Below are 15453 nucleotides of genomic sequence, written 5' to 3'. Positions count from 1 at the left end.
ACGTTTTGTCAGGTATGAGTGCCTCTATTATTTAGCAGGAAGCCATAGAAAGCACTCTCCTCCACCAATTTATTTGTTAATTTCGAAACGCAAAACAGCCAGACTTCATTTCAAATTGCTTCAATTTTTTAGAATCAACGATCCGTACAGGATGATTTTTGTTTTCCTGATCCTGGTAGCGATCAGAGTGACATGGATCATCGCAGGGCTGCCGCTCTCACTCCCTGAGTTGAAGTGGCTGCTGGTGGGCGAGCGCCTGAGCGATGGGTTCACCATGTATAAGGACCTTTATGACCACACCGGGCCGCTGGCGGCATTCATCTACAAGTGGTTAGACTTTGTCTTTGGTCGGAGCAGATGGGTTCACCTGGTCGTCAGCACTTTTCTGGTGACGGTGCAGGCTGGTATTTTCAATCGAATCTTGCTTAAGAATAAAGCCTATGATGAGAATAGCTACGTCCCGGCTTTTTTGTACATCGTGCTAATGTCTTCGGTCATGGACTTTTTTGCACTATCTCCACAGCTCATGGCCATCACTTTTATCTTGCTGTCACTCAATCATATTTTTCGGCGTATCGATAATGTGGTGACTGATGAGCTTTTTCTGCTTTCGGGGATTTACCTGGGAGTGGCCACATGCTTCTATCTGCCAGCTGCGGTATTCTTTGTGATCTTTTTGCTCAGTTTCATCTTGTTTTCTTCTGCGGTGCCCCGCAGATTGCTCCTACTGGTCTATGGAGCCGGGGTAGTGTTTGTGGTCATCTGGGCCTATTTTTTCTGGTTTGGGGCGGGCAGAGATTTCCTGGGTGACTTTTTCGTGGAGGGTGTAAGTAAGGCCAGAATTTTTTATGTGAGCTTTATGGAACTCCTGGGTATTGGCGGATTTCTCCTGGGTGTCACCTTACTTTCTCTGACCGTACTGTTTTCGCTCAGAGTGACCAATTATCAGCAGAAAATGCAGCAGGTGATGGTTTCATTCATGCTGGCGGCGTTTCTGGTGGTCCTTTTTTCAAGGGATTTGATGAGTGCTGATTTGATCTTTTTTGTGCCGACGACTACTTTCTTTCTGGTTCATTATTTTTTAGGACTAAGGCGCAAAGTCTGGAAAGTGCTGATGCCTTATCTGATGGTGATAGGGTTGCTTGTATACCCCAATGTGTGGCTCAGAAATAATCCACCGAGCGGGCTACTGGTAAAACCTTCGGAAGTGAAAGTGCCCGGAAACCGGCTGATGGGCCTTGGCCTGGATGTGGCCGATTATCAGGAGTATGTACTGGCAGGTCCTTTTTTGGATGCAGAGGTCAGCAGAAAGAAGATGGAAGATCTCCACTATTATGATGAAGCTTCCGGTCTGTTTGAAACCCTGGAGCAATCTGCTCCGGATGCCATCATCGATCAATGGGGAGACATGGCGCAGATATTTGAAAGATTCCCGGTATTCAGTGCCCATTATCAGGAGACTTCACCCGGCGTTTATCTTCGGGTGGATTGAAGCTGTTGGATAAGAGACGGCTTGCCTGTTCCGAGGTAGTTTTAAAGTGATTCGATTTCTCAGCAGCTGATTTTATCCACTCGCCTTTGGTGTCTACCTCCTTCAAACTCGGTGGTGAGGAAAGTTTTTACAATGGACTCTGCCAGTTCATAGGCAGTCCACCGTGCAGCGATGCAGACTACGTTGGAGTTATTATGCTGTCGGGTCACGGCAGCCAGGTCTGTATCCCAACACAGCGCCGCTCTTATTTTCTGGTGTTTGTTGGCAGTGATGGTCACTCCCTGACCCGAACCACAGATCAGTACTCCAAAGTCGCAATCGCCTTTTTCAATGGCCTCACAGGCGGGGTGCACAAAATCAGGATAATCCGCCGAGTCAGCATTGAAGGGCCCGAAATCGGTTACTTCATATCCTTCTGATTGGAGCCATTTTACTAATTTCTCTTTGTGATAATATCCGGCATGATCTCCGCCTATGGCTATTTTCTTACTCATCGCGTTTCTGAATTTCCGTGGTTTCGAGGAGCTCTCTTCTGGTCACCCTTCTGGAGATAAAGATACTTACTTCATACAATCCCAATAGGGGAATTGCGATCAATATCTGACTGAAAGGATCAGGAGGGGTGAGCATGGCCCCCAAAATCAAAATAACTATAATGGCATGACGCCTGTAGGTCTTTAAAAGTTCCGGCGTGACCAGACCGGCTTTGGTCAGAAAGAACACCACTATGGGAAGCTGGAACAATATACCGCAGGCCAGGATGAGCGTGATGACCGTAGACACATAGGATATGATGTCAAACTCATTCATGATGCTTGGGTCCAGCCGATAGTTGGACAAAAAGTTGATCGAAATGGGAGTGACAATGAAATAGCCAAAGAACACGCCCATCAAAAAGAGGAGACTTACATAAAATGTGGCACCTCTGGCTGCCTTGCGCTCTTTGGGATAAAGTCCGGGTTTGACAAAGCGCCAGATCTCCCAGAAGGCATATGGAAATGCGCAAATAATACCAATCACAAAGGAAGAAGTGACGTGCATCGAAAACTGACCCGTCATCTGCCGACTTTGGATGATGAATGGGAGCTCATCGATACAAAGGGCCGGAGACTTGAGCATTTCTGATAATCGACAAAGGGCCTCGTAAGTCCAGAAGTCGACCCGGCTGGGTCCCAAAATAATGGTATGGAAAACCAAAGTTTTAGCAGCAAAAGCCGCTATAGCGAAAACCATTATGGCAATAAGCGACCTGATCAGATGCCACCGGAGTTCCTCCAGGTGATCCAAAAAGGTCATTTCTTGTTCTTCATCCTCAACTTGATCCAGAGGCATATATCTTATGCGTAAAGCGGGAAGTCATTCATCCAGGCGTTCACACTGGATTTCACATGTGCAAGGGCTTCATCATCCGTATGGTTGGTGATTACCTTGTCTATCAGGTCCACAATTTTTTCCATATCGCTCTCCATCATGCCTCGGGTAGTAATGGCCGCAGTACCTACGCGCATGCCAGAGGTGATAAAGGGTGATTTGTCATCAAAAGGCACCATGTTTTTGTTCACAGTGATGTCCGCCTTGATCAGTGCATTTTCGGCATCTTTTCCTGTTAGCTCTTTGGACCTTAGGTCTATGAGCATCAGGTGGTTGTCTGTGCCTCCCGAGATAAGGTCATAGCCTTTCTTCACAAAGGCATCAGCCATCACCTTAGCGTTTTTCTGCACCTGCATGATGTAGGTCATGTATTCATCAGATAAGGCTTCACCGAAAGCCACGGCTTTGGCAGCGATGATGTGCTCCAAAGGTCCTCCTTGTGTACCGGGAAATACCCCGGAGTCCAGGATAGAACTCATTTTACGAATGGTTCCCTTGGCTGTGGTAAGGCCAAATGGATTGTCAATGTCTTCGCGCACCATGATGAGTCCGCCACGAGGACCCCTCAGGGTCTTGTGGGTGGTGGTAGTAACGATGTGGCAATGATCAAGTGGGTCATTGAGCAATCCACGTGCGATAAGCCCTGCCGGATGAGAAATGTCCGCAAGCAATACGGCACCTACTTCATCAGCAATTTCGCGGAAGCGCTCATAATCCCAGTCTCTGGAATAGGCCGAGGCACCACAGATGATCATCTTGGGTTTGATTTGCCTGGCTTTCTCTTCCACTCTGTCCATGTCGATCAGGCCGGTGTCCTGCTCCACGCCATAGAAGTTGGCCTGGTAATATTTTCCAGAAAGGTTCACAGGTGAGCCATGTGACAAGTGGCCGCCATGTGACAGGTCAAATCCCAGGATTTTATCGCCAGGGTTGAGACAAGCCAGGAAAACAGCAGCATTGGCTTGCGCACCTGAGTGAGGTTGTACATTGGCCCAGTTGGCACCGAAAAGTTCTTTGATTCGCTCTATGGCCAGGGTCTCCACTTCATCCACTACTTCGCAGCCTCCATAATAGCGTTTCCCAGGTAGTCCTTCAGCGTATTTGTTGGTGAGCACACTACCGGCAGCCTCCATTACCTGCAGAGAAGTAAAGTTCTCAGAGGCGATGAGCTCGATGCCTTCGTTTTGTCTTCTTTTTTCCTGATCTATTAGGGCAAATAGTTTGTCGTCTCTTTTCATGGTTAGCTTTAGGTTTTACCTGGTGGGGAAGTCTTTTTTAATTCCTCCTTAGAACGAAGCGCCAAAATTAGTCGATGACCCCCACTTTACCAATGTCATTTTTACTCGTATTTGTGACAGTGTTGGGTTATTTTAGCTTTTTACTTTGTGTTTTGTGAGATGCTAGAAGAGTTTAGAAAAGAAATAGACCAATTGGATGATGAGCTGATCAAGTTGCTCAACAAGCGAATGGATATCGTGCAGGAGGTGGGCAAACTGAAGCGATCAGATAAGTCTGCCATCTATCGGCCAGAGCGGGAAAAGGCGATTATTGATCGCCTCACGGCCAATAGTCAGGGGATACTGAACAGAGCAGCCATTGAGGCTATCTTCTTCGAGATTTTTGCGGTAAGCAGAAACTACGAACTCCCCGAGCGTATTGCCTATTTGGGTCCGGAGGGAAGCTTCACCCACCAGGCTGCTGAGAGCAGGTATGGCGCCATGAGCGACTACATTCCACTGGATTCTATCACCTCCGTATTTGAGTCTGTAAAAACTTCACGAGCCAGGTTCGGTGTGGTACCAATAGAGAACAATCAGGAAGGTACTGTGCAGGAAACCATCGATCTGCTGGCCCAGCATAAGCTGAGCATAGCTGCTGAGATTGTCTTGCCCATTCATTTCGCCTTTGCCTCCAAGGAGGAAAACCTGGAAAACATCAAAACCGTCTATTCGAGAGACATTGCCTTCCGGCAGTGTAAAAACTTCCTGAATGACTACTTTAAACACCCGGTGAAACTGGTGCCTGTAAGCTCCACGAGCCGAGCCTGTCAGATTGCAGGGGGGGAAGACGGAGCAGCAGCTATCTGTGCGCCTATCGCTGCCAGACAGTATACCTTACCTATCCTTTATAGCAATATCCAGGACTCGGCGGATAACCAGACCCGGTTTTTGATTATTAGTCAGAATTTCGTCAATCAGGTAAGTGGGCAGGATAAAACCTCGGTGATTGCCAACCTGCCTGATGAGCCCGGATCTTTGGTGAGGTTCTTACAGAATTTCCAGAACGCTGGAATCAATCTTTGTAAAGTAGAAAGCCGGCCTGCTAAAGAAGGTACTACCTTCAAGTATGTATTTTTTGTGGAGTTTGAAGGACACTTTAATGAACCAAAGGTTCAGAATACCATTCAACCCTACAAAAACAACATCACATGGCTGGGGAGCTACGTGCAGCTGTGCTAGAGAGGGTTAGTTAGCGATTTTGAACAGGAGGAATAGCTGGGTGTACTGATTGAACAGATTCTTTCGATCGATGATGGCATCTTGATTCGAGATTTGCGAAAGTGCAGTATTGTACCGAATCCCCAAATCCATAAAATAAGAAACAGACAGACTGGCTCCTATTGCGGCCGATACTTCCCACCGTTTATCATAAGTGGAGATGATGTTTTGTCGGGTGGAGTCATTGGCGAGGTTTTTAGCGCTTAGAAGCCTGGCAATTTCTACGCCCAGACTCAGTTTTAGTCTTTTTACAGGATATACATCCAGCAGCACTGGCATATTCAGGTAATGAAACTTATAATCGAGTGTGTCATGATCTATTTGGGTACCCTTGAGGATATAACCTGGCTCCATGGAAAACCCAAGGGGCAGGGATCGCATTTGAGTAGAAAGGACAAACGCGCTACTAAAAGTGTTTCGGGGGCTCAGGCTCACATTTCCTGAGTTTTCACCTTTCAAAGTGGTCTTGTTATACCCTACTTTCCACCCAAAGTAGGATTCCTGGGCGACCATATGGAATGATAAGAGCAGGACGAAAATAAAACCGACAAGTCTGGAGCGCATATGCAGCGGATTGAAGTAAATGAATCAAAATTATTTATCGCTGGTGAAGATAAAAATATTTCCTTTGTGTGAATAACATCCAAAACCTTTGGCCAAAGCTAAAACTACTTTTTATTGTCAGAACTGCGGAGCCAACTCCGCCAAATGGGTGGGCAAATGCCCTGCCTGTGGGGAGTGGAATACCTATGTAGAGGAGATTGTGACCAAAGGGAGCTCCACAGAGAAAGAGGTGTGGGAAGATGCCAGTGCCCCTCGCAATCAGCCACGCAAGATTCAGGATGTCGTCTATGACGAGCATCAGCGCATAAAGACCCCTACCGGAGAGCTGAACCGGACGCTGGGTGGTGGCATTGTTCCCGGATCGCTGGTATTGATAGGGGGAGAGCCCGGAATCGGAAAGTCTACCCTGTTGCTCCAGATGGCCATCAGGATGAAAACCACCAAAGTACTCTATGCCTCAGGGGAGGAAAGTCTGGATCAGATCAGAATGCGGGCGGAGCGCATTGGCATACAGGCCGAAAACTGTTTTCTTTTGGCCGAGACATCCCTGGCCAATATTTTGAATCATGCAGCGCAGCTGAAGCCGGAGATCCTGATCATTGACTCTATCCAGACCTTGCATACGGAAACCATCGAAGCTTCGGTGGGCTCCATCTCACAGGTGCGGGAGTGTGCAGGTAAATTGATGAAATACGCCAAACAGACCAATGTCCCTGTTTTTCTGATTGGGCATGTGAATAAAGACGGAGCGATTGCCGGCCCAAAGGTGCTGGAGCATATGGTGGATACCGTGTTGCAGTTTGAGGGAGACAGGCACCTTTCATACCGGATTTTGCGCACTTCCAAAAACCGCTTCGGTTCTACTTCTGAGATTGGCATTTATGAAATGCGGGAGACTGGCCTCCGTGAGGTGACCAACCCCTCTGAGGTATTGATTTCACCAAGAGATGGCTTTTTGAGTGGGGTGGGGATAGGCGCTACTCTGGAGGGAAACAGACCCTTGCTGATAGAGGTGCAGGCATTGGTGAGCCCGGCGACCTATGGCACGCCGCAGCGGAGCACTACCGGCTTTGACGGAAAAAGGTTGAATATGCTGCTGGCTGTTTTGGAAAAAAGACTTGGAATAAGACTCAGCGCGCAGGACATCTTTCTCAACCTGGCCGGAGGAATCAAGGTGAATGACCCGGCACTGGATTTGACCATTTGTGCGGCAGTATTTTCTTCATTTGATGACATTGCCATTCCCAGTTCTATCTGTTTTGCAGCGGAAGTAGGTCTCGGAGGAGAGATTAGAGCGGTGAATAGAATAGAATCACGGATTACAGAGGCTGCCAAACTAGGGTTTAAGCAGATCTATCTCTCAAAATACAATGTAAAAGGGATTGACACTTCTAAGTTTGATATAGAAGTGAAGGCATTTACCCGTCTTTCAGAGGCTTTTGAGGTGCTTTTTGCGCGCTAGTACCGCTCTTTGGGTGAGCGTTGTTTAAAACGATTCTTCTCCTTGGGGATGGGATCACCCTCAAACTCATAGTCACGCTTCTTCCTTCTTTCCTGCTTATTGATGATGGTGTAAATCCCCTCCTGACCCTTTACATCCACTTTTTGGCCAAGGAAGCTCTGCGTACCTGCTTTTGTCCTTTTGACTTTTGGTTTATTTGCTTCCATCAAACTCTCCGGCTCCTTTTGGCCAATGATGAAGTTGATACCAAACCTCACATCAATGGCTTGAAATTTTGTGAGGTCATAGTTGACCACCTGATCTACGGCCAGATACATCTGTGCGGGTCCGCCTTTCAGCGCCAGAGCCGCCCCCATGTTGAAAAACTGCTGCGGAAGCTTGGTGACATTGAAAGTCCCTACGAAAAATTTCCCGAAAGAATGTCTATATCCCGCCCCTAAAAGAAACTTCATCTGACCCTGAATATACCTTGCACCCCCTGTGGCGATCACATCTCCCCCATTGTGCGCATGATAAGTCCAGCTCAAATACGCTTTCGGGCTGATGATGGTGGTATAAGGGTTGTCGGTTTCACTATTCCGATTCTTAAACTTATTGATGAGGGAGTCCTCTATGGTCTGCACCAAATCCCCCGGATCTTTAAGGTCGATGCCCGAGTAAGTCATGGTGGTATCGGCAAGGGTATAATTCTTAATGTCCTCTTTCCACGAAATGAATCCAATATCTGTAATGGATCCTGAGATGGTATAATCAGGTCCCATGTTCAGGTTGAACCCCAGGTCAATGGCTGCGCCGCGATTGTTATTGGAGATGAGGTGAGTACCCAGATTGCCGGTATTCCCCTGAAAGATGTCCATTCCACTGGTGCGGAAGGTAGCATCGCGCATATCCAGACTGATGGAGTAGTCTTCTTTGTTTGTAGTAAGGTCGGCTGTGAAACCTCCAGGGGTGCTTCCATTGAGAAAACCCTGAAGATATTTAGCCCGAACGCCTATTGAGAGGTCACTCGAAACATTGGTGGAATAACCCAATCCGAATTCCCTGAAATAGGTTGTGGATAACCTCGTCTTGCCTATTTTGACGGTTTCACCTTTAGATCCGGCGTTGCCTTTAATCAGGAATTCCATGAGAGATTTTGGGTATAAAAAATCCATCTCTATTCGCTCATTGGCATACAGTGCCAGGGTAGACCCGCCTCTGGTGGTGATCCCAAGATGAAAGAGGTTAAAGGTAGTGGTCATGCTCACCATGTTGTTTTTCTGCAGACTCTTAAGGTAGAGGTTGAGGTCTATTTCCTTTTGAACTTCTCCCTGTATGATGACATCCTTGTAATTGAATTTATTATTGAAATTCAAATGAATACCTGAAAGTACCGGAAGTCCTACGAACACTTTTCCCTCAGGAACCAGTGCCGGGTTGTAGTAACTATTCTGAAAGGTAGTGTTGCCAAGGTGATAGAAGGACAGACTGTTCTGAGCGCTGGAGGCAAGGGCACAGGCTACTACCAAGGAGAAAGTAACATAAAATCGCCTCATCATAGTTCAGTTTTTAGTTTTCCGACTACTGCCACTTTAATATCGATTTTATAATCCGCCAGGATTTTCACGTAGACATCTCTGGTACCGGAAGTGGCGGGCGTATTCAATATAATCCTTAACACAACTTTCGATCCGACCCGCAGAGCATCCACACCTTCGGCAGTGAGGTGGATGTCTTCCACGTGGCTTCGGGCCTGTGTCACCAGTCCGGCCTTATCGATAAAAGGAGTTTCCAGGACCAGTGCCTGTGGTACAGTATGGAGTGTAGAGTCCGACTTATCCCTGATCTCTACTTCTAGCCTGGCTGAAAATGGAAGCCCATTGAGCGAGATGATTCGCATGGTCAGGCTTTCGGCCTCATCAAAGTCCAGTCCATCGCCAAGACTAAAATCAATTTCGCGTGTGACATCCTTCAGCGACAACTCCATAGGAAGCGAGATCTCAATGGCTGTGGAGATATAGCTATCATCCATCACAAAGTTCTGTTGGGTAGGGTCATCGGGGTTAGCAATTCCCGTGAGATTAAAACCGATGGACCTGGGAGAGGCCGCCAGCAAATCCCGCAAAGAAGAGTTTTGGCTATTGAGGGATACGGTAGACTGAACAAACTGACCTGGAGACTCGGCCCCTTCCACTACCTGTGGTGTTACAGTGGCACTTCCACTCAGGTAGGTGGTATCCATTCCGCTGGCGGAGCTATCTGCACCATAAAGACCCCTGAAGACGATGCCCATCGGGACCCCAAAAGTACTTTCAAAATGGAAGTTAATTTCCGGATCACCAAACTTGAAGCCAGATTCCCCCAGGTCTTCAAAAAAGGCGATGTTGAGTATTTCGTTGCCTACAGCCAGTGTGTCTTGCCCAAACTTACCATATAGGATAGAAAAGGTCTGGTCGAGGTAGCTGAGGGTCATATTCAGATAGTCTGTAGGGGAAGTGCTCTCTCCTGGACCAAGAAATACCGTGATTTGGGCATTTACCTGAAAAGTGTTGCTGTCTCCTTCCGTGGAGAGCAGTGTTTTGTAACCATCCAGGTCTCTTGACTCCTCATAGTTGCCAAAACCACCCATGCTGCCAGCAAATGTTACGGGCTCATTTGCGGAGATTGACCGGGTGTTGGTAATGTCAAAGGTGAAATTGACATCACTGCCCATATTGGAATTTAAAGAAAGGACCAGGCTTCCACCATTATAAAATACTGAGTCAAGAGCTTCATTATTTTCAGCTGGGTAACTAAAGACCAATACGGTATCAATCACAGCTTGCAGACTTTCCGGAGCGGGGCCCAGTGTCGGGATGCTAATCCTGGCCTGGTTGCTAATGTCTTCTATGTTGATCACGTCCTCTCCTTTACTGAACTCAGCACTATCAAAATAGGTGAGCTTCAACAAGGAAGTGCTGTCTTCATCCAGCTGGAGTGCTTTGTCCCCTATTTCGTTTAGGAGGTCACGCATGGAATAGGAGATATCACCAAGCGGCAAGGCTACCTCGCTGGTTAGAGTAGGGCCTTTGAGGTTGTCAAAATCAAGGTCATTGACATTACAACTCAGGCAAAAAAGGATCAATAGGGCGGATAGTGATTTTTTCACGTTACTAAAATTGGCAAAATAAGTCTAAAGCAAAATGTTTTTCTTCTGTTTTTCGATGAATCCTGCGATTCCCTGCAGGCCCCCGGTGTGGATCAGGACTATTTTTGAGTTGGAAGGGAAATAATTAGTCTCAATGAGTTTAGTTACCGCAAAGTACATTTTTGCTGTGTAAATGGGATCAAAAAGCACTTTGATTTTTTCTTTAGTGTCATTAATAAATGTCACCAGGCCGTCTGTTACCTTCCCGTATCCACCAAAATGCCATTGATCCATTAATTCGTAATTTTCAAATGGAATGTTGTAATGCTGGAGCATGTTCCTGAATTCTGAATGAATGAAATTCCCTTTAAGAGCGGAGATTCCGATCAGTTTACCCTCCCCACTCATTGCTTTTAACAATCCAGCCATCGTACCCCCCGTACCCACAGAAGTGATTGCATAGTCGAAAGATTGGTTTATTTCAGTCCAGATTTCCTGACACCCCCGGATGGCCAGCTCGTTGGTGCCCCCTTCCGGCAGGATCAGATAGCCAGGATGGGTCTGCTGGAGTTGATGATGGTTTTCCTTGAGTTGTCGGTACTCATTTCTGGAGACGAATTGGAGTTTCATGCCCTGGTCTGAAGCAAACCGAAGGGTGGGGTTGCTGTCAGGAGACAGCTCATCACCCCGTATGATTCCGATAGAGGGGAGTTGATTCGCGGCACAGGCCGCTGCGGTGGCGGCTATGTGGTTAGAGTATGCCCCCCCGAACGTGACAATGCCGGCGAGGTGGGATTCCCGCACATGGAGAATATTGTATTTCAGCTTCCTCCATTTGTTGCCCATGATATGGGGATGAATGAGGTCATCACGCTTGATCCAGACTTCCATACCCTTTTCTTCAAAGAGAGGATCATGAATTTGCTCAATTGGAGAAGGTATGCGAGCCATACAGCGAAGTTAGGTAAATTTGCCCCATGATTGACCCACAGGAAGAGCACCAGAACGAGGACTTATTTGAGCATCACCACATTATAGCAGATCCCAAACAGGCCATACTGCGTGTAGACAAGTTTTTAATGGACAGGTTGCCCAACGTCACACGCACCAAGATTCAGTCTGGCATTAAAGATGGTTTTGTTAAAGTGAATGGGGAATTGGTGAAGCCCAACTACAAAGTGCATCCGGGTGATTCTATACATATCTATTTGTCGGAGCCTCCCAGAGATGAGGATGTTGTCCCTGAGGACATTCCGTTAAATATCGTCTATGAGGATAAATATCTCTTGATCGTGAACAAACCAGCCGGGATGGTGGTGCATCCGGCATACCAAAACTGGAGCGGTACCCTGGTAAATGCTCTGGCGTTTCACTTTCAGAACCTTCCCGAAATGGAAGGAAACGAAGGTAGACCCGGGCTGGTACACCGGATAGACAAGGATACTTCGGGACTTCTGGTGATTGCCAAGACAGAGGCTGCCATGACCGGCCTGGCACGCCAGTTTTTCGATCACAGCATCGAACGCACCTACTATGCACTCGTATGGGGAGAGCCAGAACCCGCCAAAGGCACCATTGATGTGTTTGTGGGCCGCAGCCTGAAGGATCGCCGGATCACAACTGCTTTTCCGGAAGGGGATTTTGGGAAAAATGCTGTGACCCACTACGAGACTGTGAAGCAGCTGAGGTATGTCACGTTGCTCAAGTGTAACCTGGAGACTGGCCGTACGCATCAGATCAGGGCACATATGAAATACATCGGGCACCCGCTCTTCAATGATGCCACCTATGGGGGTGACACCATTCTGAAAGGCACTGTGTTTACCAAATACAAGCAGTTTGTTCATAACTGCTTCAAAATGATTCCGAGACAGGCCCTTCATGCCAAGACCTTGGGCTTTATTCACCCCATCACCAAGGAGCCAATGCGCTTCGACTCTGAACTCCCCGAAGACTTCACCCAGGTGCTGGAAAAGTGGGAAAACTATGTCAATCACTACGATGAAGAACAATAATCCGATTGATAGGCATTTTTAGTATTTGGTGAGTTTGAGCACAACTCTTTGCGGGATTTCTGAGAAAATTCAAACGAATGGATAGAATCGTTCAGGTTTTTTCAAAAACCGGGTGCACCCAAGATGAAAGCGTTATTCAGCACAATTGCAAATACTACAGTGGCATATTATGATTTTTGCATGAAATTGAGTAATTTATTACTATCTAATCAGCAAACAGATGGTAATTTGTGGAAAAATACAATCCATAGGGGTGTTCATTTCGGTTGTAGTTTTTCTTCCCTTGATGACCCACGCCCAAAGTGAGGTAAAAATTTATCAGGATGCAGATGCATACATGCGTCAGGAGAAGTATGATCTGGCAGTGGACGCTTTTCAGTACATTTCAGACCTCCCGGATGTCAAATACAAATCCACCATCAGCGCTTTACTGAGCAAGAAGTACCGGTATCGGTCCATTGATACGTATCTGGAGTTTGAAGCCGAGAAAGGCAAGGACCCGCTGTACTACTATTGGCTGGGCAAGATTTACCTGAGAAGAAATATCCTCTCCAAGGCGTCAGAGTATTTAAACCAGTTTCTTCAGATGTCTGAGGGCATGAATAAGCTGGACTCGTATCGGCAGGAGGCGCAGTTCAAACTGCAATTTGTCAATGCCGCTGAGACTTCCGTGGCAGTGACACCACTCGAAAGCCCTATCAACTCCAACTTTGCAGAAATGTCTGGAGTATTGTTTGAGAATGAGACGAAGCTCCTCTTTGCTTCGGATCGATTGGAGGAAGGAAAATTTGATATTTATGTGACGGAAAAGGGCCCTTATGGGTGGAACACGCCAAAAGTGATTTCTCAATCCCCCGTGGAGGTTGACCATCTCAACCTGCTCTATGTTCGGGGTACGTTTATGTACTACAATCAGCAAAGCAACCAGCTCAACGAGATGGAAATTGGGGCGAAGGACTGGAAAGTGCTTTCTGCCGTGGAGACCCTGGATTTGGCCGGCGTTCACCACATTTATATGAATAAGTATAAGACCCGTTTGATCTTTTCAAAACCCACAGAAGACAATGGCCTGGAGATATTTGAGTCATTGAAGCTACGCTCTACCGGCGAATGGATGGAGCCGGTACCTATTTCCCCTCAGGTGAGTAGTAGGTACAATGAGGACTACCCATACCTGACAGATGACAATAAGCGCCTCTATTTCAGCTCTGACCGACCCGGCGGACTAGGCAAGAGGGACATTTATTACTCGGAGTTTGATGATGTGAAGAATGTTTGGGGGCCTCCTATCAATGCAGGCATCCCGATCAATACTGTGGATGATGATTTCGACTTTAGGGTAAGCTCGGACAATGAGGCCGTATTCTCATCTGATCGGATTGAATCCACCGGAGATTATGACCTCTTTGTGTTGCGGGTGAAAAAGTGATTATCTGGCCACAACCATTTCCAGCAGATCATCCAGGTACTCCCGGTTATTGGATAGCCTGGGTACTTTATTTTGTCCACCTAATTTACCGCGTTTTTTCATCCAGTGATAAAAAGTGCCTTTGGCTACCAGATGTACCAGAGGGGCTACCAGCGCAATGTCTTTGTGACGCTTGGCGTCATAGTCAGAATTGATTTCGCGGAGTTTGGCATCCAAAATTCGCTTGAATTGATCCAGGTCCTTAGGCTGTTTGTTAAACTCAATGATCCACTCGTGACAACCTCTGGTGCCGGCCTCCAGATAGCGTGGTCCGGCGGTGAAGTTCTCCATTTCCGCATCGGTTTGTTCACAGGCTTCGGCGATGGCCTCCTCTGCATTTTCTATGATCAACTCCTCGCCAAAGGCGTTGATAAAGTGTTTGGTACGCCCACTGATTTTGATCCGAAAGGGATCCAGAGAGGTAAACCTGATGGTGTCACCAATCTTGTACCTCCAAAGGCCGGAGTTGGTAGTAATGATGATGGCGTAGTTTTTTCCCAGCTCCACTTCGTCCAGACTAATGGTCTTGGGCTGATCACTGTCCCACTCTTCCTTAGGGATAAACTCGTAGTAGATCCCATAGTCCAGCATCAGGAGCATTTCTTTAGAGTCTGTGCGATCCTGGATTCCGAAAAACCCTTCGGAGGCATTGTAGGTCTCCATGTAACGCATGTTCGGAGAAGGAATGAGGCTATTGAAAAGCTTCTCGTATGGGGTGAACGCCACCGCACCGTGGATGAAGGTCTCCAGATTGGGCCACACCTCAAGGATAGAGCTTGCGCCTTTGATTTCCAGGATTCGCTCCAGGAGCACAATCGTCCAGGTGGGGACACCCGAGATGGAGGTCACATTTTCATCCAGGGTATAGTGTGCCATTTTTTCGATCTTCTCTTCCCATTCTTCCATCAGCGCAATATCCAGTGAGGGAGTTCTGACCATCTGGGCCCAGAAAGGAAGGTTTTTGATCAATACAGCCGAGACATCACCATAGTACGATTTGGCGTTTTTGTCAAACTGGTTTACCTGCTGGCTGCCGCCTATCACCAGGTTTTTTCCCGTGAACATCTTGGTGTCGGGATAATTGTTGACATAGATAGAGAGGAGATCCTTGCCTCCTTTGTAGTGACAGTCTTCCAGCGCCTCGTTAGACACAGGAATGAATTTGCTGCGGGCGTTGGTCGTACCAGAAGATTTGGCAAACCAACGGATTTCTGTAGGCCAGAGGAGATTCTGTTCGCCACGCATCAGTTTTTCCACATAGGGGAAAATGTCCTCGTAGGTGACTATTGGCACTCTTTGTCGAAACTGTTCGCGGGTAGCGATGCTGTCAAACTCGTACTTTTTCCCATACTCCGTCTTTGAGGCGCGGGAGATCAGCGACATTAGCAGTTCTTCCTGCACCTCGTGCGGGTACTTCATGAAGAGTTCAATGTCGTGAATCCTCTTCTTCATTACCCAGGTCAATATGGAATTAAGA

The 15453-nt window shown here is 47.3% G+C and carries 13 protein-coding genes; 5 read left to right on the top strand and 8 right to left on the bottom strand.

Annotation, left to right across the window (positions count from 1 at the left end):
- Positions 1-115: 115 nt before the first annotated feature.
- A complete protein-coding gene (locus ACHKAR_RS07615) occupies positions 116-1492 on the top strand; it encodes a hypothetical protein (RefSeq protein ID WP_395416867.1) in 1377 nt (458 codons plus the stop codon).
- Positions 1493-1551: 59 nt separating this feature from the next.
- On the opposite strand, the gene rpiB is transcribed toward ACHKAR_RS07615, so the two are convergent.
- Genes rpiB through glyA form a run of 3 tightly spaced genes read right to left on the bottom strand, consistent with a single transcriptional unit; the run spans position 1552 to position 4101 of the window.
- A complete protein-coding gene (rpiB, locus tag ACHKAR_RS07610; RefSeq protein ID WP_395416865.1) occupies positions 1552-1986 on the bottom strand; it encodes a ribose 5-phosphate isomerase B in 435 nt (144 codons plus the stop codon).
- Complete coding sequence (tatC, locus tag ACHKAR_RS07605) at positions 1979-2824, bottom strand: twin-arginine translocase subunit TatC (RefSeq protein WP_159585289.1); 846 nt, start codon at positions 2822-2824, stop codon at positions 1979-1981. Before tatC ends, rpiB begins: the two co-directional genes overlap by 8 nt.
- A 5-nt stretch (positions 2825-2829) precedes the next feature.
- Complete coding sequence (gene glyA / locus ACHKAR_RS07600; protein ID WP_395416863.1) at positions 2830-4101, bottom strand: serine hydroxymethyltransferase; 1272 nt, start codon at positions 4099-4101, stop codon at positions 2830-2832.
- 159 nt (positions 4102-4260) lie between these two features.
- On the opposite strand from glyA, the gene pheA reads away from it, so the two are divergent.
- Positions 4261-5322: a prephenate dehydratase gene (gene pheA / locus ACHKAR_RS07595; RefSeq protein ID WP_395416861.1), complete on the top strand. Its 1062-nt coding sequence runs from the start codon at positions 4261-4263 to the stop codon at positions 5320-5322.
- A 6-nt stretch (positions 5323-5328) separates the two neighbouring features.
- Here the strand turns inward: pheA and ACHKAR_RS07590 are convergent, their stop codons facing one another.
- Positions 5329-5925, bottom strand: coding sequence for a porin family protein (locus tag ACHKAR_RS07590; RefSeq protein ID WP_395416859.1), 597 nt, complete (start codon positions 5923-5925; stop codon positions 5329-5331).
- 88 nt (positions 5926-6013) lie between these two features.
- Here ACHKAR_RS07590 and radA point away from each other — a divergent pair, with 88 nt between their 5' ends.
- Entirely contained in the window at positions 6014-7387 is a 1374-nt protein-coding gene (gene radA, locus ACHKAR_RS07585; RefSeq protein ID WP_395416857.1) for a DNA repair protein RadA, read from the top strand.
- Here the strand turns inward: radA and ACHKAR_RS07580 are convergent.
- The 3 genes from ACHKAR_RS07580 to ACHKAR_RS07570 are packed head-to-tail and all read right to left on the bottom strand — an operon-like array spanning position 7384 to position 11444.
- On the bottom strand, positions 7384-8925 hold the full coding sequence (locus ACHKAR_RS07580) for a DUF5723 family protein (protein WP_395416856.1): 1542 nt from the start codon (positions 8923-8925) through the stop codon (positions 7384-7386). The two genes, radA and ACHKAR_RS07580, sit on opposite strands and share 4 nt — an antisense overlap.
- The gene (locus ACHKAR_RS07575; protein WP_395416854.1) at positions 8922-10514 is read right to left on the bottom strand and encodes a hypothetical protein; all 1593 of its coding nucleotides are present in this window, start codon (positions 10512-10514) and stop codon (positions 8922-8924) included. Before ACHKAR_RS07575 ends, ACHKAR_RS07580 begins: the two co-directional genes overlap by 4 nt.
- Positions 10515-10538: 24 nt before the next feature.
- Positions 10539-11444 (bottom strand): 1-aminocyclopropane-1-carboxylate deaminase/D-cysteine desulfhydrase, encoded by a 906-nt coding sequence (locus tag ACHKAR_RS07570; RefSeq protein WP_395416852.1) that lies wholly within the window; start codon positions 11442-11444, stop codon positions 10539-10541.
- A gap of 26 nt (positions 11445-11470) precedes the next feature.
- Here ACHKAR_RS07570 and ACHKAR_RS07565 point away from each other — a divergent pair, with 26 nt between their 5' ends.
- The gene (locus ACHKAR_RS07565; protein WP_395416850.1) at positions 11471-12508 is read left to right on the top strand and encodes an RluA family pseudouridine synthase; all 1038 of its coding nucleotides are present in this window, start codon (positions 11471-11473) and stop codon (positions 12506-12508) included.
- A gap of 286 nt (positions 12509-12794) precedes the next feature.
- Positions 12795-13937 (top strand): hypothetical protein, encoded by a 1143-nt coding sequence (locus tag ACHKAR_RS07560; RefSeq protein ID WP_395416848.1) that lies wholly within the window; start codon positions 12795-12797, stop codon positions 13935-13937.
- Here ACHKAR_RS07560 and ACHKAR_RS07555 read toward each other — a convergent pair whose 3' ends face one another.
- Positions 13938-15428 carry a GH3 auxin-responsive promoter family protein gene (locus ACHKAR_RS07555; protein WP_395416846.1) on the bottom strand — a complete coding sequence of 497 codons (1491 nt, stop codon included), beginning with the start codon at positions 15426-15428 and terminating at the stop codon, positions 13938-13940.
- Positions 15429-15453: the final 25 nt, after the last annotated feature.

Origin of the sequence: Marinoscillum luteum, assembly GCF_044005705.1 — a bacterium.
Taxonomy (GTDB): domain Bacteria; phylum Bacteroidota; class Bacteroidia; order Cytophagales; family Cyclobacteriaceae; genus Marinoscillum; species Marinoscillum luteum.
Note: the sequence above shows the minus strand (reverse complement) of the source record. Positions and strands in the feature narration are given on the sequence as shown.

What these genes read in the sequence shown, in the direction of transcription:
- rpiB (WP_395416865.1), bottom strand. Translation starts at nt 1,986, where the DNA reads ATGAGTAAGAAAATAGCCATAGGCGGAGATCATGCCGGATATTATCAC.
- tatC (WP_159585289.1), bottom strand. Translation starts at nt 2,824, where the DNA reads ATGCCTCTGGATCAAGTTGAGGATGAAGAACAAGAAATGACCTTTTTG.
- glyA (WP_395416863.1), bottom strand. Translation starts at nt 4,101, where the DNA reads ATGAAAAGAGACGACAAACTATTTGCCCTAATAGATCAGGAAAAAAGA.
- pheA (WP_395416861.1), top strand. Translation starts at nt 4,261, where the DNA reads ATGCTAGAAGAGTTTAGAAAAGAAATAGACCAATTGGATGATGAGCTG.
- ACHKAR_RS07590 (WP_395416859.1), bottom strand. Translation starts at nt 5,925, where the DNA reads ATGCGCTCCAGACTTGTCGGTTTTATTTTCGTCCTGCTCTTATCATTC.
- ACHKAR_RS07580 (WP_395416856.1), bottom strand. Translation starts at nt 8,925, where the DNA reads ATGATGAGGCGATTTTATGTTACTTTCTCCTTGGTAGTAGCCTGTGCC.
- ACHKAR_RS07570 (WP_395416852.1), bottom strand. Translation starts at nt 11,444, where the DNA reads ATGGCTCGCATACCTTCTCCAATTGAGCAAATTCATGATCCTCTCTTT.
- ACHKAR_RS07565 (WP_395416850.1), top strand. Translation starts at nt 11,471, where the DNA reads ATGATTGACCCACAGGAAGAGCACCAGAACGAGGACTTATTTGAGCAT.
- ACHKAR_RS07560 (WP_395416848.1), top strand. Translation starts at nt 12,795, where the DNA reads ATGACCCACGCCCAAAGTGAGGTAAAAATTTATCAGGATGCAGATGCA.
- ACHKAR_RS07555 (WP_395416846.1), bottom strand. Translation starts at nt 15,428, where the DNA reads ATGAAGAAGAGGATTCACGACATTGAACTCTTCATGAAGTACCCGCAC.